Origin of the sequence: Pseudophaeobacter sp. 1A09344 (genome assembly GCF_041008745.1) — a bacterium.
Lineage (GTDB): Bacteria > Pseudomonadota > Alphaproteobacteria > Rhodobacterales > Rhodobacteraceae > Phycobacter > Phycobacter gallaeciensis_A.
Genome location: NZ_JAXGFS010000003.1, coordinates 324,472 through 348,349, shown reverse-complemented (window position 1 = coordinate 348,349; position 23,878 = coordinate 324,472). Strand labels below are relative to the sequence as shown.

Genomic DNA, 23,878 nt, shown 5'->3' with positions numbered 1-23,878 from the left:
ATATTACGGAACAGTTTTGGGCCGCGCCTTTGCCACAAGGGCGCGGCCTTTTTCCCAGACGCTAAGCGGGAGCGGGACATCATGAAAAAGATCTGGTCTTTTCTAGCCCGAGACGAGGGTGCAGTGACTGTCGACTGGGTCGTTCTGACCGCAGCAATCATTGGTCTGACTGTGCTGATTTCCTCTGCAATGGAAGATGGTGCAATGGGACTGGCCAATGCGCTGATGGCCTATATGTCCAACTGGACGTTCGGCTGAACAAGGCACTCCCGATGGCTCTGACCGGCTGCCTCGCGCAGTAGATTTCAGAATCAAGCCCCCGACTCCACCAGGTGGACGCCGGAAGATAACAAATGAGAGGTACCACAATGCGTGCGGTTTTCGGACTCGTGCTGATTGTCGGTGTCGCCCTGGCCGGTGGCGCCGTTATGATGGCGAAGAACTACATCTCGGCCTATCAGAACGAACTGGCCCGCGAGCGGGCAAACCGGGCCGAAGTCGTCCCGGTCACAGATGTATACGTTGCAGACAAGGCGCTGAAATATGGCGAACGGCTGTCCGAGGATGCCGTCCGCAAGGTACGCTGGCCGGAAAATGCCGTTCCGGAAGGTGCATTTACCAGCCTTGAGGCGCTGTTCCCGCCCGAACGCGCCGATGAGCCGCGCGTCGTGCTGCGCACCATGGAAAAAGGCGAACCGCTGCTTGCGGTCAAGGTCACCGCACCGGGCGAAGATGCAGGTATTACCTCGCGCCTGGCTCGCGGCATGCGTGCCTTTGCCATCAAGGTTGATGTGGCATCCGGTGTGTCCGGCTTCCTGCGCCCCAGTGACCGCGTCGATGTCTACTGGACCGGCACCGTGCGGGGCACCAATTCCAATGTTCAGGGGGATGTCACCCGTCTGATCGAAACCAACGTCGAGTTGATCGCCGTCGATCAGAGCGCAGGCGGAGACATCAGCGGCGCCGTGATCGCGCGCACCGTCACCGTGGCCGCCCGGCCCGAGCAGGTCGCCGCCCTCGCCCAGGCCCAAAGCACCGGCAAACTGTCTCTCGCCCTTGTTGGCGCGCAGGACGATACCGTGGCTGCGCTTGTCGAAGTGGACCAGCGCAAACTGCTGGGGCTCAGCGCGGTGGAAGCACCGGTTATCGCCAAGGAAGAGCGGGTCTGCACAATCCGCACCCGCCGCGGAGCCGAGGTGGTCGAGATCCCGATCCCCTGCTCCGACTGAAGCAAAAACCGGCACCATATGCCGAAAAATGAAATAGTCCCAAAACCTTGGACCACGCGCCAGTTGCCCAGAATGGGTCGCTGGCGCGCTTTTTTGTTGCCCCGACCCCACACAGCCGCGCCGCCACAACAGCCCGTTTTCCTTTGATTCTTGCAATAATTCGGGAACTGCCGCACAGTGACCTGAAATATCGGGCAAAAAGACCCGGAGTTGAGGCGTGATCGGAAAGGCAGGTCACATGGCATTTCGTAGGTTTGTAGCGGCAGCCCTGACCGGGCTATCGTTGGTGTGTATGGCCGTCCCGGACGGGGCTTTGGCCAATGGATTGCGCGTGGTGAAGAAAGGGACTTCGGCATCGCTGAATGTGCCTATGAACCGCGCCGTGGTGGTCGAAAGCGACGAACCCTTTGCCGAACTGAGCATCGCCAATCCCAGCATCGCCGACATCTCTTCTCTTTCCGACCGCACGATCTACGTGCTTGGCAAATCGCCCGGCTTGACCACTCTGACGCTGCTGGATGCCTCGGGGCGACTGATCACCAATGTGGATGTGCGCGTCGCCGCCGATGTGACCGAGTTCAAGGAACGTCTGCGGCAGATCCTGCCCGGCGAGAAGATCGAAGTGCGCACTGCCAATGACGGCATTGTGCTCTCCGGCACCGCCTCCAGCTCGGCCCGCCTGCAGCGGGCGCTGGATCTTGCCGAACGCTATGCGCCTGACCGTGTCAGCAACCTGATGTCCGTCGGCGGTGTACAACAGGTCATGCTGAAAGTCCGCTTTGCCGAAATGCAGCGTTCCGTTTCCAAATCTCTCAGCTCTTCGCTGGGGATCAACGGCGGAAGCAGCTTTGGCGTTAATGGCGGTACCAACACGCTGAACAACCAGACCGGCCTGACCAATTCGCTGTCCGGAAATATCCCCGCCTCCAATAGCAATACCGGCGCGGTCCTCTTTGGCTTTAACGCCGGGTCGGTTCAGGTCGGGCTGCTGCTTGAGGCGCTGGAACAGAAGGGGGTCGTGCGCACCCTGGCCGAACCCAACCTTTCCGCCCTGTCCGGACAAGAGGCAAAATTCCTGGCCGGCGGTGAATATCCGGTTCCGGTGGCCCAGCAAGATGGGCTGATCACCGTCGAATTCAAACCCTTCGGGATCGAGTTGAACTTCATTCCCCGCGTGGTGGATGAGGACATCGTGAACCTGGAACTGAAGGCCGCCGTCTCGGCCATCGACCCGACCAATTCGCTGGAGCTGAACGGGCTGTCGATCAACGCGTTTTCACGCCGCGAAACCTCGACCACGGTTGAGATGCGTGATGGCGAAAGCTTTGCCATTGCCGGGCTTATCAAGGACGAATTCCTTGATAACTCGTCACAATTGCCCTGGCTTGGGGATGTACCGGTGCTCGGCGCCCTGTTCCGCAGCGCCGATTATCAACGCGCCCAGACCGAACTGGTCATCATCGTCAGCGCCCATCTGGTCACCCCGACCCGTGGCGAGGCTCTGACGCTTCCGACCGACCGCATCAAGCCGCCGAGCGAAGCGGACCTGTTCCTGTTCGGCCGCACCGCACGCAGCAGCTCCGGCCCCGCCAGTGAAGTGGCGAAACAGGACTTCAACGGCTCTTATGGCTATGTAATGGACTGACCACAGGAAAGATGGGGCCGATGATCAAGAAATCCGCTGTTCTGGCACTGCTTCTTGCCACTTCCGCCTGCGCAACGCGGGAAGCGGGCAAACCGCTGTCAGGTGACCTGTTTGGCCAATCCAATGCCAATAATACTGCCGTGATGAGCGGCGAGCGCGATTTCGCAATCCAGCTCGCGGGCCGGTTCGCCGAGGAAGTTCCGACCACCATCAACTTCGAATTCGACAGCGCCCAGCTTGACGGTGCCGCCCGCGCGACGCTGGACCAGCAGGCACACTGGATCAAACAGTTCCCCGAGGTCCGCTTCCGCGTTTACGGCCATACCGATGCCGTCGGCAGCAGCAGCTATAACAAACGCCTTGGTCGGCGCCGCGCACAGGCCGCCGTTAACTACCTGGTTTCACGCGGGATTAGCCGGGCCCGGCTGGAGGCAATGGTATCCTATGGCGAGACCCAGCCGCTCATCGTCACGCAGGACCGTGAACGGCGCAACCGCCGCACCGTGACCGAGGTCAGCGGCTTCCTGAAACGACATCCCACGGTGCTGGATGGCAAGTATGCGCAGATCATCTACCGCGAGTATGTTGCCAGTGCCGTTCCCGCCTCGACGCTGACGGCTGAGCAATCGCTGCAGAGCAATCTGGAATAAAATTCCGACTCAAAACCCCTTAACTTTTCCCTACAATTGGGGCTTTTTCGTCCAATTGTGGTCAAGATCTTAACGGACATTCTCTACAAGAGGTGAGGTGCGCCCCGCTCCGGGGCCCGGCTTCTTTTGACTATGAGGATGTTGGCGATGAGCAGCGGACTGCCGCAAACTGATACACCTGCAATTGTTGCCTGTACGATCAGTCGCGATGTTCAGAATTTCGACCTCTTGATCGAAGACATGGAGGCAGCTCTGGGTGAAGCCTGGGGCGATCTCGGGTTTTCCGAGGCGCTGGCGTTCTTCGCCCAGCCCGAGGCAGAAACCCTGCAATTCGTTGCCATGGCGATGGATGCCCAGGACGAGGATGATCTGACCCTGATGGGGGAAATCATCGCACAGGCCCATGCCAAGGAGATCAAGGTCATCCTCATCGCCGAAGACGTGACCCCGGCAGCGCTGCATTCGCTGCTGCGCCAGGGCGCCGATGAATTCATCCCCTACCCCTTGCCGGAACAGGAATTGCAGGCGGCCATCGACCGGCTCAGCGCCGAGGACAAGCCGCCGGAACCCGACACCAATCCGCACCAGCTGAAAAGCGGCAGTCGACGCGAAGGGGCCTTGATCGCCTGCCACGGCCTGGCCGGTGGCACCGGATCTACCACGCTGGCGGTGAACCTCGCCTGGGAGTTGGCCGAGCTGAGCAAGAGCAAGGAACCGCGCGTCTGCCTGCTGGATTTCGACATGCAATACGGTTCGGTTTCCACCTATCTGGACCTGCCCCGCCGCGAAGTCGTGATGGAAATGCTGAGCGAAACCGAAAGCCTGGACGAAGAGGTGTTTGGACAAGCGCTGCTCCCCTTCCAGGATAAGCTTCAGGTGCTGACCGCCCCGTCGGACATGATTCCGCTGGAGATCATCACCCCCGAGGACGTGGAGAGGGTCATCGAAATGGCCCGCAGCCATTTCGATTTCGTGGTGGTAGATCTGCCACATACGCTGGTGCAATGGTCCGAAACCATCCTGCACATGGCGCATGTCTATTTCGCGATGGTCGAGCTTGATATGCGCTCGGCCCAGAACACCCTGCGGCTGAAACGGGCGCTGCAATCCGAAGGCTTGCCGTTTGACAAGCTGCGCTTTGCGCTGAACCGGGCGCCGAAATTCACCGACCTCAGCGGCAAAAGTCGCGTCAAACGCATGGCAGACAGTCTCGGGATCTCGATTGAACTCTTGCTACCGGACGGCGGCAAACCTGTACTGCAAAGCTGCGACCACGGTCTGCCGCTGGCGCTGTCCAATCCAAAAAATCCACTGCGTAAGGAAATCGCGAAGCTCGCGCAATCCCTGCACGAGCTGGGCCAGGCGGAAGCCGACGCAGCCGCTTAGGCTGCGGCAAAACCGGGGGATAGAAGTTGTTTTCGAAATACAAAAAACCAGCCGCCAAGAAACGTCCGGCACCGGTTCAGGCATCTGCTGCGCCTGTCGCAGCTGCCCCAACGGCCGCCGAAGCTGCGCCCAAAGCGGCCGCCTCTCTACGTCGGCCCATGACGCGCGCCAAGGCCGAAGCGCCGCAGGCGGACAGGGACCGCAAGCGCAAAGAACGGCTGGGCGAAATCAAGGTGCAGCTGCACCGTGAACTTCTGGAAAACCTGAACCTCGCAGCCCTTGAAAAAGCCAGCGAAAAGGAATTGCGCACCGAAATCTCGCAGATCGCCGGCGAAATCCTTGAAGAAAAGGGTATCGCCCTCAACCGCGAAGATCGCATGACGCTCAACAAGGAGCTGTATGACGAAGTCACCGGTCTGGGGCCGCTGGAAACCCTGCTTCAGGACGAAACCGTCAGTGATATCCTGGTCAATGGGCCACAGCAGATCTTTGTCGAGCGCGACGGCAAGCTGCAGCTGTCAGATGTGACCTTCAAAGATGAAAAGCACCTGATGCGGATCATCGACAAGATCGTCTCGGCTGTGGGGCGGCGGGTCGATGAATCCAACCCTTATGTGGACGCCCGCCTTGCCGATGGCTCCCGTTTCAATGCCATGGTCCCGCCAGTTGCGGTTGACGGATCGCTGGTTTCGATCCGGAAATTCAAAAAAGACAAGCTCGGCATCGACGATCTGGTGAACTTCGGCGCCTTCACCGAGGAAATGGCCGCCTATCTTCAAGCTGCCGTGTCGACCCGGCTGAACGTGATCGTCTCGGGCGGTACCGGTTCGGGCAAGACCACCACGCTCAACGCGCTGTCCAGCTTTATCGACGATTCGGAACGCATCCTCACCATTGAGGATACCGCCGAACTCCAGTTGCAGCAGACCCACGTGGGCCGTATGGAAAGCCGCCCGCCAAACGTCGAAGGCAAAGGCGAGGTTTCCCCGCGCGACTGTTTGAAAAACGCCCTTCGGATGCGTCCGGACCGAATTATCGTCGGCGAAACACGCGGCGAAGAGGTCATCGACATGCTGCAGGCGATGAACACCGGCCACGACGGATCGATGACCACGATCCACGCCAACTCGGCCCGCGATGGGATTTCGCGGCTTGAGAACATGATCGCCATGGCCGGGATTGAAATGCCGATCAAGGCGGTGCGCAGCCAGATCGCCAGCGCGGTGAACGTGATCGTTCAGGCCTCACGCCTGCAGGATGGTTCGCGCCGGATGACCTCGATCACCGAAATCACCGGCATGGAAGGTGATGTGATTTCCATGCAGGAGATCTTCCGCTTCCAACGCGTCGGGCTGACCCCGGAAAACAAGATCATCGGCCATTTCACCGGCACCGGCGTACGCAGCCACTATTCCGAACGCTTCCGTTTGTGGGGCTATGACCTGCCGCCGTCGATCTATGAGCCCACGCGGATGGAGGTGATCTGATGCAAATCCCTATCGAACCGCTGATCTACGGGCTGATTTTTGTCGGCGTCATCGTGCTGGTCGAAGGCATCTATCTGGTCGTCTTTGGCAAGTCCATCCGGCTCAACAGCCGGGTCAGCCGTCGTCTGGAAATGATGGAGAAGGGCAATACCCGCGAACAGGTACTGGAACAGCTGCGTAAAGAGCTAAAACAGCACGGCAAATCGCAAACCATCCCACTTTATTCTTTGCTAGCGGAACGGGCTCAGAAGGCAGCGATCGCCTTTACCCCCAAGCAGTTGATCATGATCATGGGCGGGGTTGCCATCATCGCCTTTATCGGGCTCAGCGTGGGCACCGCTGCACCGTTCCCCGTGCGCATTTTGGGCTCCATCGTGATCGGCGTCGGCGGCGTCTTCTTCTGGGTCAACAAGAAGGCCACCAAACGTATGGCGATGATCGAGGAACAGCTGCCGGACGCGGTCGAACTGATGGTGCGTTCGCTGCGGGTCGGCCATCCTTTCACCTCGGCCATTCAGATCGTCTCGAACGAAATCGAAGACCCGCTTGCCTCAGAGTTCGGCATGATTGCCGATGAAGCCGCCTATGGCCGCGACGTGGGTGAATCGCTGAAAGAAATGGCCGAACGGCTGGACATGCAAGACATGCGTTTCTTGGCAGTCGCCGTTACCATCCAGCAGCAATCGGGCGGCAACCTGGCCGAGGTTCTGGCCGGGCTGGCCAAAGTGATCCGCGCCCGCTTCCGCCTGTTCCGCAAGGTGAAGGCGATCACCGCCGAAGCGCAGTGGTCGGGTAAGTTCCTCTCTGCCTTCCCGCTCCTGGCACTGGGGGGCATCCTTCTAAAGGATCCGAACTATTACGACAATGTTCTGGATCACCCGTGGTTCATACCTGCCTGTTTCCTTGTCGGGATCATGCTGACCGTGAACCTGTTCGTGATGAAAATGCTGACCAATATCGAGGTCTGAGGAGCGCGCAATGTCCATTCTGTCCGACATCAACGGCTTTCTGACCGATCAGTTCGGCGCCTTCGGTCCGCTGCTGGCGCTGGGTCTTCTGGGTCTGTTCATGATCCTGCTGGCGATCCCGCTGATCCTCAATCAGCCTGAGGATCCGCTGAAGAAGCTGCAAAAGAACATGGCGCCGGAAACGCAGGCAAAACCGCAAAAAGAACGCCTGCGCCAGGCCAACCGCAACGAACAGCTGCAGAAATTCGCCTCCTTCCTGGAGCCGCAGAACGCCGAGGAACTTTCGGCGATGGAGCTGAAGCTGCGTCAGGCCGGCTATGCCTCAAAGGACTCTGTGCGCCTGTTCCATTTTGCCCAGTTTGCCCTGGGTCTTCTGGGGCTTGGCGCGGGGCTGTTCTATGTCTTCGTGCTGAAGGGCGGCACTGAATTTGACAGCCAGCAGTTGGCACTGCGCATCATCGGCCCCGGCGGCGCGGGCTATATGCTGCCCAAATACTGGGTCACCCGCCGTATCGAAGAGCGCAAGAAACAGATCACCCAAGGCTTTCCCGATGCGCTCGACATGATGCTGGTCTGCGTGGAGGCAGGTCAGTCGCTGGACCAGTCCATCGTGCGCGTCGCCAAGGAACTGCACGCCTCTTACCCGGCGTTGGCCGAGGAGTTCGAAGTGGTGGCCTATGAGATGAAAGCGGGCAAGGAACGGGAAAAGGTGCTGCGCGACATGGGCACCCGCTGCGGGGTTCAGGATGTTTCCTCCTTCACCACCGTGATGATCCAATCGCAGGCCTTCGGCACCTCGATCGCCGATGCGCTGCGGGTCTATGCCGACGAAATGCGGGACAAACGCGTGATGCGTGCCGAAGAGGCTGCAAACAAGTTGCCAGTGAAAATGACTCTTGCCACAATGGGCCTCACGGTGCCGCCACTGCTGATCATTCTGGTCGGACCATCGGTGCAGGGCATCCTGAATATGGGCAACATGGGTAACTGATCATGGCCAATTCGCGGAGGGCAGTGCCCCACCGCCCATACGTTTCTGAAACCGCCATCCGTGCCGCCGCGCTGATGGCGGTGTTTGCTGTTGGGGCCTGCGATACGCAGATTATGCATCAGGATCCCGCCAGCCCCTGGGCACCCGGCGTGGATACCCGCAAACAGGCCGAGGACGGGCTGGTGGTCGGCCACCGGCTGATGGATGCCGGAGAGTACGAGCTGGCCCTTGACGCCTTTACCCGTGCCGGGCTGGAGCACGGGCTGACCGCCGAGGTGCTGTCCAGCATGGGATCGGCCAATCTGGGACTTGGCCGTCTGGGTCAGGCAGAAACCCTGCTGCGACGCGCAACAAAGGCCGCGCCAGACTGGCCCGAGGCCCTGAACAACCTTGGCGTCGTCCTGATGAAGCGCGGAAAAACTCCGGAAGCCACACAAATTCTGCGCCGTGCCTATGCGCTGGATAATGGCGAAAGTGACGCAATCCGGGATAATTTGCGCCGGGCTCTCGAAAATCTTGAAAATTCCGCGCATAGTGATCCGCAAAACGAAAGTCGAAACGACTACACTTTGATGCGGCAAGGCGGCGGCAGCTACCGGATTGGCAAGGTGCCCTGACTCCAAGACCGCAAAGGCAGAGCAGCAAAAGGACGCATAAAATGCGCCAGTCAATTCTTGTGACACCATGCCTGATCGGCGCACTGGCCCTGTCGGCCTGCGTAAAACCCGATGGCAAGGAAACCGTCGAACGGGCGTTTCAGGACGTGAACGTCGTCGATGAACACAACCTCAACGATGTGATGCTGACCGTGGCGGACCCGAATGAGGCGGTGAACTACTTCCAGAAATCGCTGAAATCCGCTCCGGACCGGATCGATTTCCAGCGCGGACTGGCCACTTCGATGATCCGCGCCAAACGCAATACCGAGGCCGCAAGCGCCTGGAAAAAAGTCGCGGCCCACCCCGAGGCGACCGTGGAAGACAAGGTCTCGCTGGCAGACGCCCTGATCCGCACCGGCGATTGGAAAGGCGCAAAGGCCGCGCTGGATTCAGTGCCACCAACACATGAAACCTATCGCCGGTATCGGCTTGAGGCGATGGTGGCGGATGCCAACAAGGAATGGAAACGCGCCGACAGTTTCTATGAAATCGCCACTGGCCTCACCACGCAGCCTGCCAAGGTGATGAACAACTGGGGTTACTCAAAACTCTCGCGCGGCAGCTATGCCCAGGCCGAGCGCCTGTTCAGCGACGCCATCCGTCAGGATCCCTCGCTGTTCACCGCCAAGAACAATCTGGTTCTGGCCCGCGGTGCCCAGCGCAATTACACCCTGCCGGTGATCCCGCTCGATCAGACAGAGCGCGCCCAACTGCTGCACACGTTGGCGCTGTCGGCGGTGAAGCAGGGCGACGTCAAGACAGGTGAGAACCTGCTGCGCGAAGCCATCACTACCCATCCCCAGCATTTTGAGGCCGCAGCCCGTTCGCTGGCAGCCCTCGAAAACGGCTGATCCATGGTCCATCTGGCCATCCCGGCCCAGGCCGCGCTGTGGTTCCTGCCCTTCGTGCTGCCGCTGTGCTATGCGGCGGCGCTGACCGACCTGCGCGGCATGCGCATTCCCAACTGGATCAATGACACGCTGGGTGCAGTCTATGTGGTGGTTGGGCTTTTCGTGATGCCGTCCTGGGCCGATTATGGCTGGCAGCTGCTGCATCTTCCCGTCGGGATCGGCCTTGGCTTTCTGTTCTATTCGGCCGGCATGATCGGCGCCGGGGATGCCAAATTCGCCGGGGCTGCCGCGCCGCTGGTGGCGCTCGCTGATCTGCCAGCGGTGATGATGATCTTTTCCGCCAATCTCCTTGCGGGCTTTGTCACCCATAGGCTGGTGAAATACACACCGCTGCGCAGGCTCGCGCCCGACTGGCGCAGCTGGAACGTCGGCAGCAAATTTCCCATGGGCCTATGCCTTGGCGGCACATTGGCCATCTACCTGATCCTTGGCGCCCTGTTTGGCAGCCTGCCTGCAGCCGCCTGATACCAAAGCTGAGACCTCCTGTCGGTCACTAAAATCCAGCTCAAATTGCAACGCCTTTCCCGGAAATGCACCAGCATTGCCGTTGTCTTGCCACAGTGGTGAATAGACTGTGAGGTCAGCAACGCAGCTCTTGTCCCCTGCCCCGCCAGGCAGAGGCGTAGCAGGGGCACAGGATGAACAGACAGGCCGTGACATGAACATGCAGACCAGCGCCGTGGTGGCGCCGCCCGCGCCCAAGGGGCTTGCCCAGATGCAGCTGCCCATCGTGATGATGCGCGATATCCTTCTAAAAACCATGTTCCGCAAGAACACGGATATGGTCAGCGATATCGCCGCCGCGCTGTGCCTGCCGATCCCGGTGACGCAGGAACTGGTCGACATGGCCCGCGAACAGAAACTGCTGGAGGCGACCGGCACGCTCAACGCCAACAGCGGTAGTGAAATGGGCTATCAGCTGACCGATGCGGGGCGCGCGCGCGCGCTCGATGCGCTCAGCCAGTCCGAATACTACGGCGCCATGCCTGTGCCTCTGGATGTCTACCGCGAACAGGTCGAACGCCAGTCGATCCGCAACATCATGGTCACCCGGCAGCAACTAACCGATGCGATGGGGCACCTGATCCTGCCCGACAGCCTGCTGGACCACCTCGGCCCTGCCGTCAGCGCTGGCCGGTCGATCCTGATGTATGGCCCGCCCGGCAACGGGAAATCCTCGATCTCGAACGGGATCCGCGATGCCCTGGGCGATTGTGTCTACGTGCCGCGCGCCATCGAATACGCCGGTCAGGTTATCACTGTCTATGACCCCATCGTGCACACCGCGGCCCCCGAAGAAGCCGAAGACCCCAATGCCCTGCGCCGCCCGCGCCGGTTCGACACGCGCTATGTGAAATGCGAACGGCCCACCGTGGTCACAGGCGGCGAATTGTCCCTGTCGATGCTGGATCTGGTCTACAACCCGACCGCGCGCACCTATCAGGCGCCGCTGCAGCTGAAATCCACCGGCGGCATCTTCATCGTCGACGACCTTGGCCGTCAGGCAGAACCGCCGCAGGCCCTGGTCAACCGCTGGATCGTGCCACTGGAAGAAGGGCGCGACATCCTGGCGCTGCAATCGGGCGAGAAATTTGAGGTCCCATTCGACACGCTGGTGATCTTCTCGACCAACTTCCACCCGAACGAGATCTTTGACCAGGCCGCGCTGCGCCGGATCTTCTTCAAGATCAAGATCGACGGTCCGGATCAGGAAAACTTCCTCAAGATCTTTGCGCTGGTGGCCCGCAAGAAAGGGATGCGCCTGGACGAAGCCACATTGGTGCATCTCCTGAAGACGAAATACCCCACCATCGACAACGTATACGCCAACTACCAGCCGGTGTTCCTGATCGACCAGATGATGGCGATCTGCGATTTCGAAGGCATCCCCTACGAGATGAGCCCCGATCTGATCGACCGGGCCTGGGCGAACATGTTTGTCGAGGACGAGGAAATCGTGAAGTAAGGCGCGGCAAACAGCACGCCCCGGATGAGGCTCTGTGCGGCCTGCCTTTTGGCGGCATCTAATCCGCTTCTGCCGTCCGGCTCATGCTACGCTCCTCCAGCGGGATTTCCGCCAGGAACAGCGACATCAGGCAAGCAAGGCAAGCCAGCACCGTTGCTGCCCAGAACACCGGGTGCAGCGCCTCGGCGATGCCGGTCACCACCGCCTCGCGCAGGCCGGGCTCCATCGCCATGATGGCATCCTTGCTGAGGCTACGCGGGTTCATACCGCCAAGGGCGCCGCCCAGTTCCCGCGTCAGACCGGCGGCAAACACCGCGCCAAATACCGCCGTGCCGACAGAGCCGCCGATCATCCGGAACATATTGGCGCTGGCGGTGCCGACGCCGACCATGGTCAGCGGCACCGCGTTCTGAATCGAAGTGACGCCAACCGCCATCACCGGCCCGATCCCCAGACCGGTCAGCACCATCGACACCGCAATCCACCATTCGGGTGTGCTGGTGCCCATCTGCGCAAGGGAGGCCATCGCCCCGGCCAAGATCAGCGTGGATACGGTGGGCATCCACCGATACCGCCCGGTCCGCACCATGATCCGCCCCGAGATGGAGGAACCAAGGATGATCCCGACCATCATCGGAAAGGTGAACATGCCCGACAGCGCCGGCGACATGCCCCGCACCACCTGCATGAAAAAGGGTACAAACACGATGGTGCCGAACATCGCCGAGCCAACGATCAGCCCAACTGCATTGGACACCAGGAAATTGTTGATCCGGAACAGGCGGAGCGGCAGGATCGGCTCCTTGGCTCGGCTTTCGATCATCACAAAGACGGCCAGTGCCGCCAGTGTCGCGATCAACAGCCCCTGCATCTCTGCGCTGCTCCAGGGCAGGGTAGAGCCGCCAAGGCTCGCTGAGATGACCGCAAGTGAAAGCAGCAGCGACAGGCTCAACCCGCCGGCATAGTCAATCGACGGTCGCCGCCCGGTCGGCACCGTGGCCAGCGAACGGGCCAACACCACAAAAGCCGCCAGCCCCAGCGGCAGGTTCAGCAGGAACAGCCACTCCCACGCGAAATGCTGCACGATAAAGCCCCCCGCCAGCGGGCCGACCACGGTTGAGGCAGCAAAGACGCTGCCCAGCATCCCCTGATAGCGGCCCCGCTCGCGGGCGGGGACAGCATCGGCGACAGTGGCCATAGAGACGACGATCAGCCCGCCGCCGCCAACGCCCTGTACAAACCGCCCCGCCACCAGCACCCAGAGGTTCGGCGCCAGCGCGCAGATAAGTGAGCCAACAAGAAACACCACGATGCCGCCCTGCATCACCGGCTTGCGCCCGAACAGGTCGCCCAGCTTGCCACAGACCGGCGCCCCGACGGTCGCCGCCATCAGATAGGCGGTAATGACCCAGGTGATCTGCGACAATCCGCCCAGCTCGCTCAGGATCGTGGGCAGCGCCGTCGTCACCACCGTCTGACCCAGCGAGGCAATGAACAAAACAGAGGCCACCGCGCCGATCATCAGCTTCAGCTCTCTGTCGTTCAGGGCTCCGGGGGTGCTTGGGATCGGTCCGCTCACGTGATAATCCTTGCTCTGGCTTGATTTGAAAGGTGGCCGCTCCGCAGTTGCATTGCGTTCGGCCCTGAAACAGGTCATCTGATAATAGCACATGTATGACGACGTCATTTACATGTCAACAGCATGTAATTTTGTCAGCCCCCCGGGCCGACGACCTCCTGGAGGATGGAACCATAGCCGGGCGCAACACCGAACTGACGAATTTCCTGGAACAGGCCGGGATTGACAGCCGCACCAGCACGGCAGCGCTGGAGATTGACGACGTGCTGCAACAGTGGCGGCGCCGGGTGAACAAGCGCGAGCTTGGCTCGGCGGCGCTGGCGGCCTTTGGGCTGGCCGAGGAGGTCGATCTGGCCCAGCTTGACGTGATGATGGCGATCTGGGCCCCGGCGAGTACCTTTGGCAGCGACGATGCCGAGGAAGAGGTCATGGTCTCCACCGTTGCCGCGCGCCTGCGCATCGACCCGTCGCGGGCCTCCCGCCTCACCAGCGACCTGATCGCTCGGGGGCTGGCCCGGCGCACCGTCAGCCAGCGCGACGCCCGCCGCACTCTGGTCGAGCTGACGGAACGGGGCACCGCCATCATCGAAGCCGTGCGCCAGTTCAAGTTCCTTGTTCTTGGCGAATTCCTGTCGGGCTGGAGCGAAGAGGAACTCGCCCTATTTGTCCCCCTGTTCGAACGGTTCGTCACCTGGACCGAAGAAGCCGGGGATATCGGCAACAACCGTTTCCCGGACGAGATCAACGCCATCAGCGCACGGCTGGCGCAGGTCCCCGGCGCCTCCTGACGCCCTGCCCACGCCGCCCCAAACGGAACCTTTATGGATAGCACCGCCGCCTTGCCGCCCCGGATCCTGGACTGGTTCAGCGCCCGGGGCTGGTCCATCCATCCGCATCAGCAGGACATGCTGGACCGTGCCACCGATCCCGCCACGCTGCTGATCGCCCCCACCGGCGGCGGCAAGACGATGGCCGGTTTCCTACCGACGCTAATCGAGCTGGCGGACGGCAGCCACGAAGGTCTGCACACGCTCTATGTCTCACCACTCAAGGCGCTGGCGGCGGATATCAAACGCAACCTGCGCACGCCGGTCGAGGAAATGGGACTGCCGATCCGGATTGACGACCGCACCGGCGACACCCCGCAATCGCGCCGCAAATGCCAGCGCGCCGACCCACCGCATATCCTGCTGACCACCCCCGAAAGCCTGGCGCTGATGGTCTCTTACGGGGATGCCGCCCGCACCTTTGGCGGGCTGCGGCGCATCGTCATCGACGAAATCCACGCTCTCGCCGAAAGCAAACGCGGTGATCAGCTGATGCTGGCGCTGGCGCGGCTGCAAAGCCTTTGCCCGGATCTGCGCCGGGTGGGCCTTTCGGCCACGGTGGATGATCCCGCCGCCATCGCCCGCTATCTGGCGCGCCATCCGGACCCCTGCGATATCGTGCTGGCTGATCCCGGCCCCGCCCCCGATATCGCCATGTTGCACACGAGTGAGGCACCGCCCTGGGCGGGGGGCGGCGCGGCCTATGCGATCCCTGCCGTGCTGGAACAGATCCGCGCCCATCAGACCACGCTGATCTTTCACAACACCCGGGCACAGGCGGAAATCTTCTTTCACAACCTGTGGCTTGCCAATGAAGACGCGTTGCCCATCGCCATTCATCACGGCTCGCTCGACCGGGCGCAGCGCGAGCGGGTCGAGGCCGCGATGGTCGCCGGAGAGCTGCGCGCCGTGGTCTGTACCGGCTCGCTGGATCTGGGCATCGACTGGGGCAACGTGGATCTGGTGATCCAGATCGGCGCCCCAAAGAACGTCAAACGGCTGGTGCAACGCATCGGGCGCGCCAACCACCGCTACAACGCCCCGTCCAAAGCGCTTCTGGTGCCCGCCAACCGGTTTGAAGTGATCGAATGCCACGCCGCGCTGGAGGCGGTGCAGGCAGGCAGGCTTGATGGCGATCCACGCCCACCGGGACCGCGCGATGTACTGTGCCAGCATATCCTGATCACCGCCTGCGCGGGGCCGTTTGATGCCGATGCGCTTTTCGCCGAGGTCATCAGCACAGGCGCCTATGCCGCCCTCAGCCGCGCGGAATTCGATGCCTGTCTCGATTTCTGCGCCACCGGTGGTTACGCCTTGCGCGCCTATGACCAATGGCAGCGCCTGCTGCAGCGCCCGGACGGCCTGTGGCAGCTGCGCGATCCGCGTGCGGCGGCCCGCATCCGCATGAATATCGGCACCATTCAGGACGCCGACCTTCTGAAGGTGCGGATGAAACACAGCCGCGGCGGCAAGCCGCTGGGCGAGATCGAAGAGGCCTTTGCCGCCACATTGACCCCCGGCGATACCTTCCTGATCGGTGGCCAGATCGTGCGCTATGAATCCTTGCGCGAAATGACAGTGGAAGTTAGCCGCGACCGGGGCCGCAAGCCGAAGATCGCCGTGTTCTCGGGCACCAAATTCGCCACCTCCACCCAATTGAGCCAGGGCATTCTGGACCTTCTGGCGCGCGGCCACTGGCCCGATCTGCCCGCCCACACCGCCGACTGGCTGGACCTGCAGCGCCAGGTATCCGAATTGCCGCGCGCCGGGCAGATGCTGATCGAAAGCTTTCCGCATCAGGGCCGGGAACATACCTGTCTCTATGGCTTTGCCGGACGCAACGCTCAGCAGACGCTGGGGCTGCTGGTGACCAAACGGATGGAGGAGCTGGGCCTTGATCCGCTGGGCTTTGTCGCCACAGATTACGCCACGCTGATCTGGGGCCTTGCCGAGCTAACCGACCCCGCGCCCTTGCTGGAGGCCGACGCCCTGCGCGACGGGCTGGAGCGCTGGCTGGCCGAAAATGCTGTGATGAAACGCGCCTTTCGCGGCGCGGCCACCATCGCCGGGCTGATCGAACGCAACAGCCCCGGCGCCCGCAAATCCGGGCGGCAGGCGACGTTTTCGTCCGATATCCTTTATGACACGCTGCGCAAATACGATCCCGGTCACCTGCTGCTGGATATCACCCGCGACGAAGCGCTAAGCGGGCTGGTGGATTGTGCCCGTATCGAGGAAATGGCCGACCGCATCCGGGGCCGCGTGACCCTGCGGCGGCTGAAACGGATCAGCCCGCTGGCCGCGCCCTTGCTGTTGGAAATGGGAAAGGTGCCGGTTCAGGGCGCTGGAGCACAGAAACTTCTGGAGCGCGAAGCCGAAGAACTGATGCGCACCTCGGGCCTCGCGGAGCTGGATCCATGAACGATCCGGCAGGATCTCAGGGCGCCTTGGTCGGCTATGATTTCACACTGGCAGGCGCACGGCTCACCGCGCTTGGCAGCGGCGCGCTCTGGTGGGCAGAGCGGCGACTGCTTTGTGTCTCGGACCTGCATATGGGCAAATCCGAACGTCACCTGCGGCGCGGTGGTGCGCCCCTGCCCCCGTATGAGACCCGCGATACACTGGCGCGGCTGGCGAAGCTGATCCGGCAGCTGCGGCCCGAGACAGTGCTGTGCCTAGGCGACAGTTTCGACGATCTGGCCGCCGCCCAGGCGCTGCCTCCAGAGGACGTGCAGGACCTGCGCAGCCTGATCGCCGCACAGGACTGGATCTGGGTGGAGGGCAACCACGATCCGGGCCCTACGGGATTTGGCGGTCGCTCCTGCACCGAGATGCGCCTTGGACCGCTCACCTTTCGCCATATTGCCGAGGGTGACGCCGAAGCAGGAGAGATCTCAGGCCATTACCACCCCAAGGCGCGGCTACGCCGGGGCAGTGCCCGCCCCGCCTTTCTGCTGGATCGCACCCGACTGATCCTGCCCGCCTTTGGCACCTATACCGGTGGGCTGCGCAGCAGTGATCCTGCCCTCGCGGGACTGATGGCTCCAGAAGCGATTGCGATCCTGACCGGACCAAAACCCCTGCCCTGCCCAATGCCTCGCTAGGTTGGCCCAGCTAGACCGGCCCCGCTAACGCAACGTCTTGTTCCCACCGGTCCCTGCAGGCCGTATGATCGCGGTATGAGCACAGATCGCATATCAGACAGTTTCGCCCGCCAAAGCATGATGCAAACCCTTGGCGCCACGCTGGATTCCGTAGCGCCGGGCAAGGTGGTGGTCTCCGCCCCCATCCTGCCCAGCAGCCTGCAACAGCATGGCGTCGCCCACGCGGCGTTGACCTTTGCCATCGGCGATACCGCAGCAGGATACGCGGCGCTGTCCCTGATGCCCGAGGATCAGGAAGTGATGACCGCAGAGATCAAGATCAACCTGCTGGCGCCCGGCGCTGGGGATCGCCTGCGGGCCACCGGCACCGTGGTGAAACCCGGACGGCGGCTGGTCGTGGCAACCTGCGAAGTCCATGCCATCACCGGTGAGGAAGAAAAGCTGGTGGCGATCCTGCAAGGCACCATGGTGCCGGTCGCCAAGTAAAATCCTGCCCCACCAGAGACCAAACAGCAAAACACCCGCCGAAACAGTCCGGCGGGTGCAGCTGACAAAAGCGTCAGAGTATCAAAGCAATCAGGCGGTCAGACCTTCCGGCTCTGCCAGACCGTTGGCCCGGCAGCAGGCGGTGACCGTGTTGGCCAACAAGCAAGCGATGGTCATCGGACCGACACCACCCGGCACCGGGGTGATGGCACCGGCGCGGGCCGCGGCGCTTTCGAAATGCACGTCACCCACGAGGCGGGTCTTGCCTTCGCCCTTTTCCGGGGCGTCGATGCGGTTGATGCCCACGTCGATCACAGTAGCGCCTTCCTTGATCCAGTCACCCGGCACCATTTCCGGGCGCCCGACGGCGGCCACCACGATATCGGCGCGGCGCACTACCTCGGGCAGATCCTTGGTGCGGCTATGCGCGATGGTCACGGTGCAGCTGTCCCCCAGCAGCAGCTGCGCCATGGGTTTGCCGACGATGTTGGAGCGGCCGATCACCACCGCATCCATGCCCGACAGGCTGCCGTGATAATCACGCAGCATCATCAGACAGCCCAGCGGCGTGCAGGGCACCATGGATTTCTGGCCGGTGCCCAAAAGACCCACGTTGGAAATATGGAAGCCGTCCACGTCCTTGGCCGGGTCGATGGCATTGATTACCAGATCCTCGTCCAGATGGCCGGGCAGCGGCAGCTGCACCAGAATACCATGCACGGCGGGATCATTGTTCAGCTGGTCGATCAGCGCCAGCAGGTCGGCCTCAGAGGTATCCGCCTCCAGCTTGTGCTCGTAGGAGTTCATGCCGACCTCGACGGTCTGCTTGCCCTTGGAGCGGACATAGACCTGGCTCGCCGGATCCTCGCCCACCAGCACAACCGCCAGACCGGGGGTGATACCGTGCTCTTCCTTCAGGCGCGCCACATGTTCGCCGACCTGACCGCGGACCTTGGCCGCAAAGGCCTTGCCGTCAATGATATTTGCTGCCATCGCTTCGTTCCTTCTCAGGGCTGCAAGACCAGATGCGGCCTCGCGCTCATGTCTCGGGGATCTCTCGCGCCTCGCGCGAAATCGACCAATCCACCATATCGCGCCAGATACCTTCGACCAGAGCAGGATCGAGCCCCTCGGCCTCGGCGGTGCGGCAGGCGTTGACCACAACCTCCTCAACACGGGCCGGGATCCGTGCGGGCCAGCCATTCACCTGCTTCAGCTCCACTGCCCGGTCGATATAATCCGCCCGCGCCCGCAGCATCCTGACCAGTGCCACATCGAGCGCATCAATCGCGGCGCGCAACTCTCCCATATCGGCGCAGTCCTGCGGTGGTTTCGGATTGGTCATCGTCACAAAAACTCCTACGGCCCGGGAATAGGTCCCCGGGCCGCAGATTGCGCAATTTGCGCCTTAGAACAAGCCTTCGATCTGCCCTTCGGCATTCAGATGGATGTTTTCCGCCGCAGGGGTGCGGGGCAGGCCCGGCATGGTCATGATCTCACCGCAGACAACCACGACAAACCCGGCGCCCGCAGAGAGGCGGACCTCACGCACCGGGACCGAGTGGCCGGTGGGCGCGCCGCGCAGGTTGGGATCGGTCGAGAAGCTGTACTGGGTCTTCGCCATGCAGACCGGCAGGTTGCCATAGCCCTGATCTTCCCAGAGTTTCAGCTGATCGCGGATCTTCTTGTCGGCCAGCACTTCGTCGGCGCGGTAGATGCCCTTGGCGATGCGCTCGATCTTCTCAAAAAGGGTCAGCTCATCGTTGTAGAGCGGTGCGAACTGGCTGACGCCGCTGTCGGCGATTTCCGCGACGCGGCGGGCCAGATCGGCAGAGCCTTCCGAACCCAGCTCCCAGTGACGCGACAGGATCGCTTCGGAGCCCTGGGTTTCCACGTAGTCCTTGACCGCCTGGATTTCCGCATCGGTGTCGGTGACAAAGTGGTTGATCGCGACGACAACCGGCACACCAAAGGATTTCAGGTTGCCGATGTGACGGCCGAGGTTGGCGCAGCCTTCCATCACCGCTTCGACGTTTTCGGCACCAAGATCTGCCTTGGCCACGCCACCGTTCATCTTCATCGCGCGCACAGTGGCCACCAGCACAACACAGTCGGGTGCGATACCGGCCTTGCGGCACTTGATGTTCATGAACTTCTCGGCGCCGAGGTCCGCACCAAATCCCGCTTCGGTCACCACGTAATCAGCAACTTTCATCGCGGTCTTGGTCGCGATGACAGAGTTACAGCCGTGCGCGATGTTGGCGAAGGGACCGCCATGAACAAAGGCCGGGTTGTTTTCCAGCGTCTGCACCAGGTTCGGCTGCATTGCGTCCTTCAGCAGCACCGCCATGGCACCTTCTGCCTTGATATCACGGCAATAAACCGGGCTGCGGTCGCGGCGATAGGCCACGATCATGGCGCCCAGACGCTTTTCCAGATCCTGCAGGTCGTTGGCCAGGCACAGGATCGCCATCACTTCGGAGGCCACGGTGATGTCGAAACCACCTTCGCGCGGGAACCCGTTGGCAACACCGCCGAGGGAGACGTTGATCTGGCGCAGGGCCCGGTCGTTCATGTCGACAACGCGGCGCCACTGGACGCGGCGGATGTCGATTTCCTGCTCGTTGCCCCAGTAGATGTGGTTGTCGATCATCGCGCTCAGCAGCGAGTGTGCCGAGGTGATCGCGTGGAAGTCACCGGTGAAGTGGAGGTTCATGTCCTCCATCGGCACGACCTGCGCGTAGCCACCACCAGCGGCGCCGCCCTTCATGCCGAAGTTCGGGCCAAGCGAGGCTTCGCGGATACAGACCATGGCGTTCTTGCCGATCTTGTTCAGACCATCGCCCAGGCCCACGGTGGTGGTGGTCTTGCCTTCGCCCGCCGGGGTTGGGTTGATCGCGGTCACCAGGATCAGCTTTCCATCGGGTTTATCCTGCACCGAGTTGATGAAGGACTGGCTCACCTTGGCCTTGTCGTGGCCGTAGGGCAGCAGATCGTCATGCGACATGCCCAGCTTGCTGCCGATGTCCTGAATGGGGAGCTTCTTCGCTTCGCGCGCGATTTCGATGTCACTCTTGTAGCTCATGGCCTGGTTCCTGACCTGTTTCTGTCCGTTGACCGGCTCGCGGGCCGGAGTTGACCAAGACTTAGCCAGACTGCGGCAAATGGCGCGCGTGATTTCCGACATTATCGTGTCTTGAAGCGGCGTAGGGCGAATTCGATCGGAACTTCGAGTGTCCGAAAGGAACGCATTGTTCCTTTCGGGCGCGGCTTCAGGGCGCCCAGGCGCGCTGATCCGGCACAAAAACCGTCAGAGCATCCCCGATTGAGAGCCGCCCCGGACGTTCTACCCAGGCGGTGATTCCCCGTCGGTTTTTCGCCGCAGGTTTGAATTTCGCGCCGTAACCGCCATGATCCTTTTCGATCTCGCGCCCCGGCAGCACGCAGGGGCGATTCTCCATATCCACGGTCAGGGTAGTGCCATCCGGCCCCTGCAGCCGGGAACTGGGCGGGATGAAGGTGAAATCGGGAATACCGCGCAGCACCAGGCTGGCACCCAGCCAGGCCGGGTCGATCTGCTCCAGCCCCATATCCGCGGCAATCAGGACCAGCTCTTCCTCAGAGAGAATGGTCAGCTGGCGCACGTTGCGGATTTCAGTGCCGGTGGGATAGAGGTTCTTCACCCGCACGCAGGAGGAACGCAAACTGCCCTCATGACGCTCCCCCGCAATGCCGTCAAAGCCGAGGTCCAGCGTCTGCTGTGGAATCGCTGCAAGCCCCTCTCCTGCCGGAACCTGTCCCATCCAGACAATCTCTCCGGTGAATTCGGTTTCGCGCAAGACTGGCATGTGAAGGCTCCCCTGTACTTCATCCGCTTTGCACTACCGCTTTCGCAGGGCACAGCGCTTGTGCCGAACCATACACGCTAAGCCCCGAACCGCCAGAGAGAACCATGGGCTTTACCCAGCGCCATCCCCACCCCAACTGGCCCAGTCCAAACAAATGCCCACTGCTGCAAAGAAAAAGACCCGGTCAAAGACCGGGCCTTTCAAATTCAGGAAGCGCCTCAGGAAGACGGTTCCGGCTCCATGCCGCCCTCGGGCGGGGTTTTCTTCGGCTTGGCCTTGGGCACTGCGGTGACCGAGGCACTACCCTGATCGGTATCGTCGCCTTCGTCCTCTCCAGAATGCGGCGGCTCGCCACCCATGACGCGCTTGATCTCATCGCCGGTCAGGGTTTCGTACTCGAGCAGACCCTGCGCCAGACGTTCCCATTCGTCGTGATGATCGGTCAGGATCTTGAAGGCGCGATCATAGCCCATCTGGATGAACTCGCGTACCTCTTCCTCGATCAGCTCCTTGGTATGGGCGGAAACAGAGAAGCCGGTGGTGTTGCCACTGTAACCTTCGTGCGCCTCGGCATAATCGATATTGCCGACCTTTTCGGACATGCCCCAGCGCATCACCATGGCGCGGGCCAGCTGGCTGGCCTGCTGGATGTCGCCGGCCGGGCCGTTCGAAACGTGGCCTTCACCGTATTTGATGATTTCGGCGGCCTTACCCGCCATGGTCATCGCCAGCTTCTGCTCGCACTCATCCTTGTGCCAGTTCAGGCGATCCATCTCGGGCAGGCTGACAACCATGCCCAGGGCACCGCCGCGCGGAATGATCGTCGCCTTATAGACCGGATCACACTCGGGCAGCTTCAGGCCGACAACAGCGTGGCCCGCCTCGTGATAGGCGGTCTTTTCCTTCTGATCCGCCGTCAGCACCATCGAGCGACGCTCGGCGCCCATCATCACCTTGTCCTTGGCGTTCTCAAAGTCTTCCATCGTGACAAAGCGGCGACCGACCCGGGCGGCCATCAGCGCAGCCTCGTTCACGAGGTTCGCCAGATCCGCACCAGAGAAGCCCGGGGTACCGCGCGCGATGATGCGCATATCCACATCGGGGCCCAGCGAGGTCTTGCGTGCGTGCACGCCGAGGATCTTTTCGCGGCCCTTGATGTCGGGGTTACCGACGGTGACGTTACGGTCAAAGCGGCCCGGACGCAGCAGCGCGGGGTCCAGAACGTCCTTTCGGTTGGTCGCCGCCAGGATGATCACGCCTTCGTTGGCTTCAAAACCGTCCATCTCGACCAGCAGCTGGTTCAGCGTCTGTTCGCGCTCGTCGTTACCGCCGCCATAGCCGGCGCCACGATGGCGGCCCACGGCGTCGATTTCGTCGATGAACACGATGCAAGGCGCGTTCTTTTTCGCCTGTTCGAACATGTCGCGCACACGGGATGCACCGACACCGACGAACATTTCAACAAAGTCCGAACCGGAGATGGTGAAGAAGGGAACGCCAGCCTCGCCCGCAATCGCGCGGGCCAGCAGCGTCTTACCAGTACCCGGAGGGCCCACCAGCAGCGCACCCTTGGGGATCTTGCCACCAAGACGCGAGAATTTCTGCGGGTTGCGCAGGAATTCCACGATCTCTTCCAGCTCTTCCTTGGCTTCATCGATACCGGCAACATCGTCAAAGGTGACGCGACCGTGTTTCTCGGTCAGCATCTTCGCCTTGGACTTGCCAAAGCCCATGGCGCCGCCTTTGCCTCCGCCCTGCATCCGGTTCATGAAATAGACCCAGACACCGATCAGCAGCAGGAAGGGCAGCAATGTGATCAGGAACGACTGGAAACCCGACTGCTGCTGTTTCTCAGCCCGCACCGGGATGTTGTTCTCGATCAGCATCGAGGTGACTTCCGCGTCCCCCGGCTTGATGGTGACATAGCTCTGGCCATCGGATGTGGTGAAACGAACCTGCTCCCCGTCAAGGGTGACGGTGCTGACCTGCCCGCCTTCGACAGCGGCGACAAAGTCGGAATAGGTGCGCTCACGGCTCTGCATGGTGCTGCCCGACCCGCTGAACAAATTGAACAGCGCGAGGATCAGCAGAAACAGAACGACCCAGAAGGCGATATTGCGTGCATTACCCAAGGAAAATCTC

22 protein-coding genes are annotated in these 23,878 nt (G+C 61.7%); 16 read left to right on the top strand and 6 right to left on the bottom strand.

From position 1 onward, the window contains the following. Positions 1 to 81: 81 nt before the first annotated feature. The 12 genes from SM765_RS07335 (at position 82) to SM765_RS07280 (ending at position 11,892) form a co-directional block, all read left to right on the top strand. Positions 82 to 258, top strand: a complete 177-nt coding sequence (locus SM765_RS07335; protein WP_274837647.1) for a hypothetical protein — start codon at positions 82 to 84, stop codon at positions 256 to 258. 110 nt (positions 259 to 368) lie between these two features. Beyond that, positions 369 to 1,229 carry a Flp pilus assembly protein CpaB gene (cpaB, locus tag SM765_RS07330; protein ID WP_274837646.1) on the top strand — a complete coding sequence of 287 codons (861 nt, stop codon included), beginning with the start codon at positions 369 to 371 and terminating at the stop codon, positions 1,227 to 1,229. Positions 1,230 to 1,467: 238 nt separating this feature from the next. Further along, on the top strand, positions 1,468 to 2,874 hold the full coding sequence (locus tag SM765_RS07325) for a type II and III secretion system protein family protein (RefSeq protein WP_274837645.1): 1,407 nt from the start codon (positions 1,468 to 1,470) through the stop codon (positions 2,872 to 2,874). 20 nt (positions 2,875 to 2,894) lie between these two features. Beyond that, positions 2,895 to 3,524, top strand: a complete 630-nt coding sequence (locus SM765_RS07320; RefSeq protein ID WP_274834500.1) for an OmpA family protein — start codon at positions 2,895 to 2,897, stop codon at positions 3,522 to 3,524. A 147-nt stretch (positions 3,525 to 3,671) separates the two neighbouring features. Then, on the top strand, positions 3,672 to 4,910 hold the full coding sequence (locus tag SM765_RS07315) for a CpaE/TadZ family protein (RefSeq protein ID WP_274834501.1): 1,239 nt from the start codon (positions 3,672 to 3,674) through the stop codon (positions 4,908 to 4,910). A gap of 26 nt (positions 4,911 to 4,936) precedes the next feature. Further along, the gene (locus SM765_RS07310; protein WP_065272689.1) at positions 4,937 to 6,397 is read left to right on the top strand and encodes a TadA family conjugal transfer-associated ATPase; all 1,461 of its coding nucleotides are present in this window, start codon (positions 4,937 to 4,939) and stop codon (positions 6,395 to 6,397) included. Beyond that, positions 6,397 to 7,365 carry a type II secretion system F family protein gene (locus SM765_RS07305; protein ID WP_065272688.1) on the top strand — a complete coding sequence of 323 codons (969 nt, stop codon included), beginning with the start codon at positions 6,397 to 6,399 and terminating at the stop codon, positions 7,363 to 7,365. Before SM765_RS07310 ends, SM765_RS07305 begins: the two co-directional genes overlap by 1 nt. A gap of 10 nt (positions 7,366 to 7,375) precedes the next feature. Next, a complete protein-coding gene (locus SM765_RS07300; RefSeq protein WP_274831302.1) occupies positions 7,376 to 8,356 on the top strand; it encodes a type II secretion system F family protein in 981 nt (326 codons plus the stop codon). Between the two features lie 2 nt (positions 8,357 to 8,358). Beyond that, the gene (locus SM765_RS07295) at positions 8,359 to 8,973 is read left to right on the top strand and encodes a tetratricopeptide repeat protein (protein ID WP_490363102.1); all 615 of its coding nucleotides are present in this window, start codon (positions 8,359 to 8,361) and stop codon (positions 8,971 to 8,973) included. A gap of 41 nt (positions 8,974 to 9,014) precedes the next feature. Continuing rightward, positions 9,015 to 9,866, top strand: a complete 852-nt coding sequence (locus SM765_RS07290; RefSeq protein WP_274837644.1) for a tetratricopeptide repeat protein — start codon at positions 9,015 to 9,017, stop codon at positions 9,864 to 9,866. A 3-nt stretch (positions 9,867 to 9,869) separates the two neighbouring features. After that, the gene (locus SM765_RS07285; RefSeq protein ID WP_274831303.1) at positions 9,870 to 10,391 is read left to right on the top strand and encodes a prepilin peptidase; all 522 of its coding nucleotides are present in this window, start codon (positions 9,870 to 9,872) and stop codon (positions 10,389 to 10,391) included. Between the two features lie 193 nt (positions 10,392 to 10,584). After that, complete coding sequence (locus SM765_RS07280) at positions 10,585 to 11,892, top strand: DUF8689 domain-containing protein (protein ID WP_274834504.1); 1,308 nt, start codon at positions 10,585 to 10,587, stop codon at positions 11,890 to 11,892. 58 nt (positions 11,893 to 11,950) lie between these two features. On the opposite strand, the gene SM765_RS07275 is transcribed toward SM765_RS07280, so the two are convergent. After that, entirely contained in the window at positions 11,951 to 13,471 is a 1,521-nt protein-coding gene (locus SM765_RS07275; RefSeq protein ID WP_274834505.1) for an MFS transporter, read from the bottom strand. A 131-nt stretch (positions 13,472 to 13,602) separates the two neighbouring features. Between SM765_RS07275 and SM765_RS07270 the strand changes: the two genes are divergently transcribed. The 4 genes from SM765_RS07270 to SM765_RS07255 all read left to right on the top strand — a co-directional run bounded on the left by SM765_RS07270 (position 13,603) and on the right by SM765_RS07255 (position 17,888). Continuing rightward, positions 13,603 to 14,259, top strand: a complete 657-nt coding sequence (locus SM765_RS07270) for a MarR family winged helix-turn-helix transcriptional regulator (protein ID WP_274834506.1) — start codon at positions 13,603 to 13,605, stop codon at positions 14,257 to 14,259. Positions 14,260 to 14,292: 33 nt separating this feature from the next. Beyond that, positions 14,293 to 16,719: a ligase-associated DNA damage response DEXH box helicase gene (locus tag SM765_RS07265; RefSeq protein WP_274837643.1), complete on the top strand. Its 2,427-nt coding sequence runs from the start codon at positions 14,293 to 14,295 to the stop codon at positions 16,717 to 16,719. A 26-nt stretch (positions 16,720 to 16,745) separates the two neighbouring features. Continuing rightward, entirely contained in the window at positions 16,746 to 17,402 is a 657-nt protein-coding gene (pdeM, locus tag SM765_RS07260) for a ligase-associated DNA damage response endonuclease PdeM (RefSeq protein ID WP_274837700.1), read from the top strand. A 75-nt stretch (positions 17,403 to 17,477) separates the two neighbouring features. Next, a complete protein-coding gene (locus tag SM765_RS07255; RefSeq protein ID WP_274831308.1) occupies positions 17,478 to 17,888 on the top strand; it encodes a PaaI family thioesterase in 411 nt (136 codons plus the stop codon). Positions 17,889 to 17,978: 90 nt separating this feature from the next. Here SM765_RS07255 and folD read toward each other — a convergent pair whose 3' ends face one another. The 5 genes from folD to ftsH form a co-directional block, all read right to left on the bottom strand. Beyond that, complete coding sequence (gene folD / locus SM765_RS07250) at positions 17,979 to 18,881, bottom strand: bifunctional methylenetetrahydrofolate dehydrogenase/methenyltetrahydrofolate cyclohydrolase FolD (RefSeq protein ID WP_274837642.1); 903 nt, start codon at positions 18,879 to 18,881, stop codon at positions 17,979 to 17,981. A gap of 46 nt (positions 18,882 to 18,927) precedes the next feature. After that, the gene (locus SM765_RS07245) at positions 18,928 to 19,233 is read right to left on the bottom strand and encodes a chorismate mutase (RefSeq protein ID WP_065272680.1); all 306 of its coding nucleotides are present in this window, start codon (positions 19,231 to 19,233) and stop codon (positions 18,928 to 18,930) included. Positions 19,234 to 19,296: 63 nt separating this feature from the next. Then, entirely contained in the window at positions 19,297 to 20,973 is a 1,677-nt protein-coding gene (locus SM765_RS07240) for a formate--tetrahydrofolate ligase (protein ID WP_274837641.1), read from the bottom strand. A 187-nt stretch (positions 20,974 to 21,160) separates the two neighbouring features. Beyond that, positions 21,161 to 21,736, bottom strand: a complete 576-nt coding sequence (locus SM765_RS07235; protein ID WP_274834511.1) for an MOSC domain-containing protein — start codon at positions 21,734 to 21,736, stop codon at positions 21,161 to 21,163. Positions 21,737 to 21,954: 218 nt separating this feature from the next. Beyond that, complete coding sequence (gene ftsH, locus SM765_RS07230) at positions 21,955 to 23,868, bottom strand: ATP-dependent zinc metalloprotease FtsH (RefSeq protein ID WP_065272678.1); 1,914 nt, start codon at positions 23,866 to 23,868, stop codon at positions 21,955 to 21,957. Positions 23,869 to 23,878: the final 10 nt, after the last annotated feature.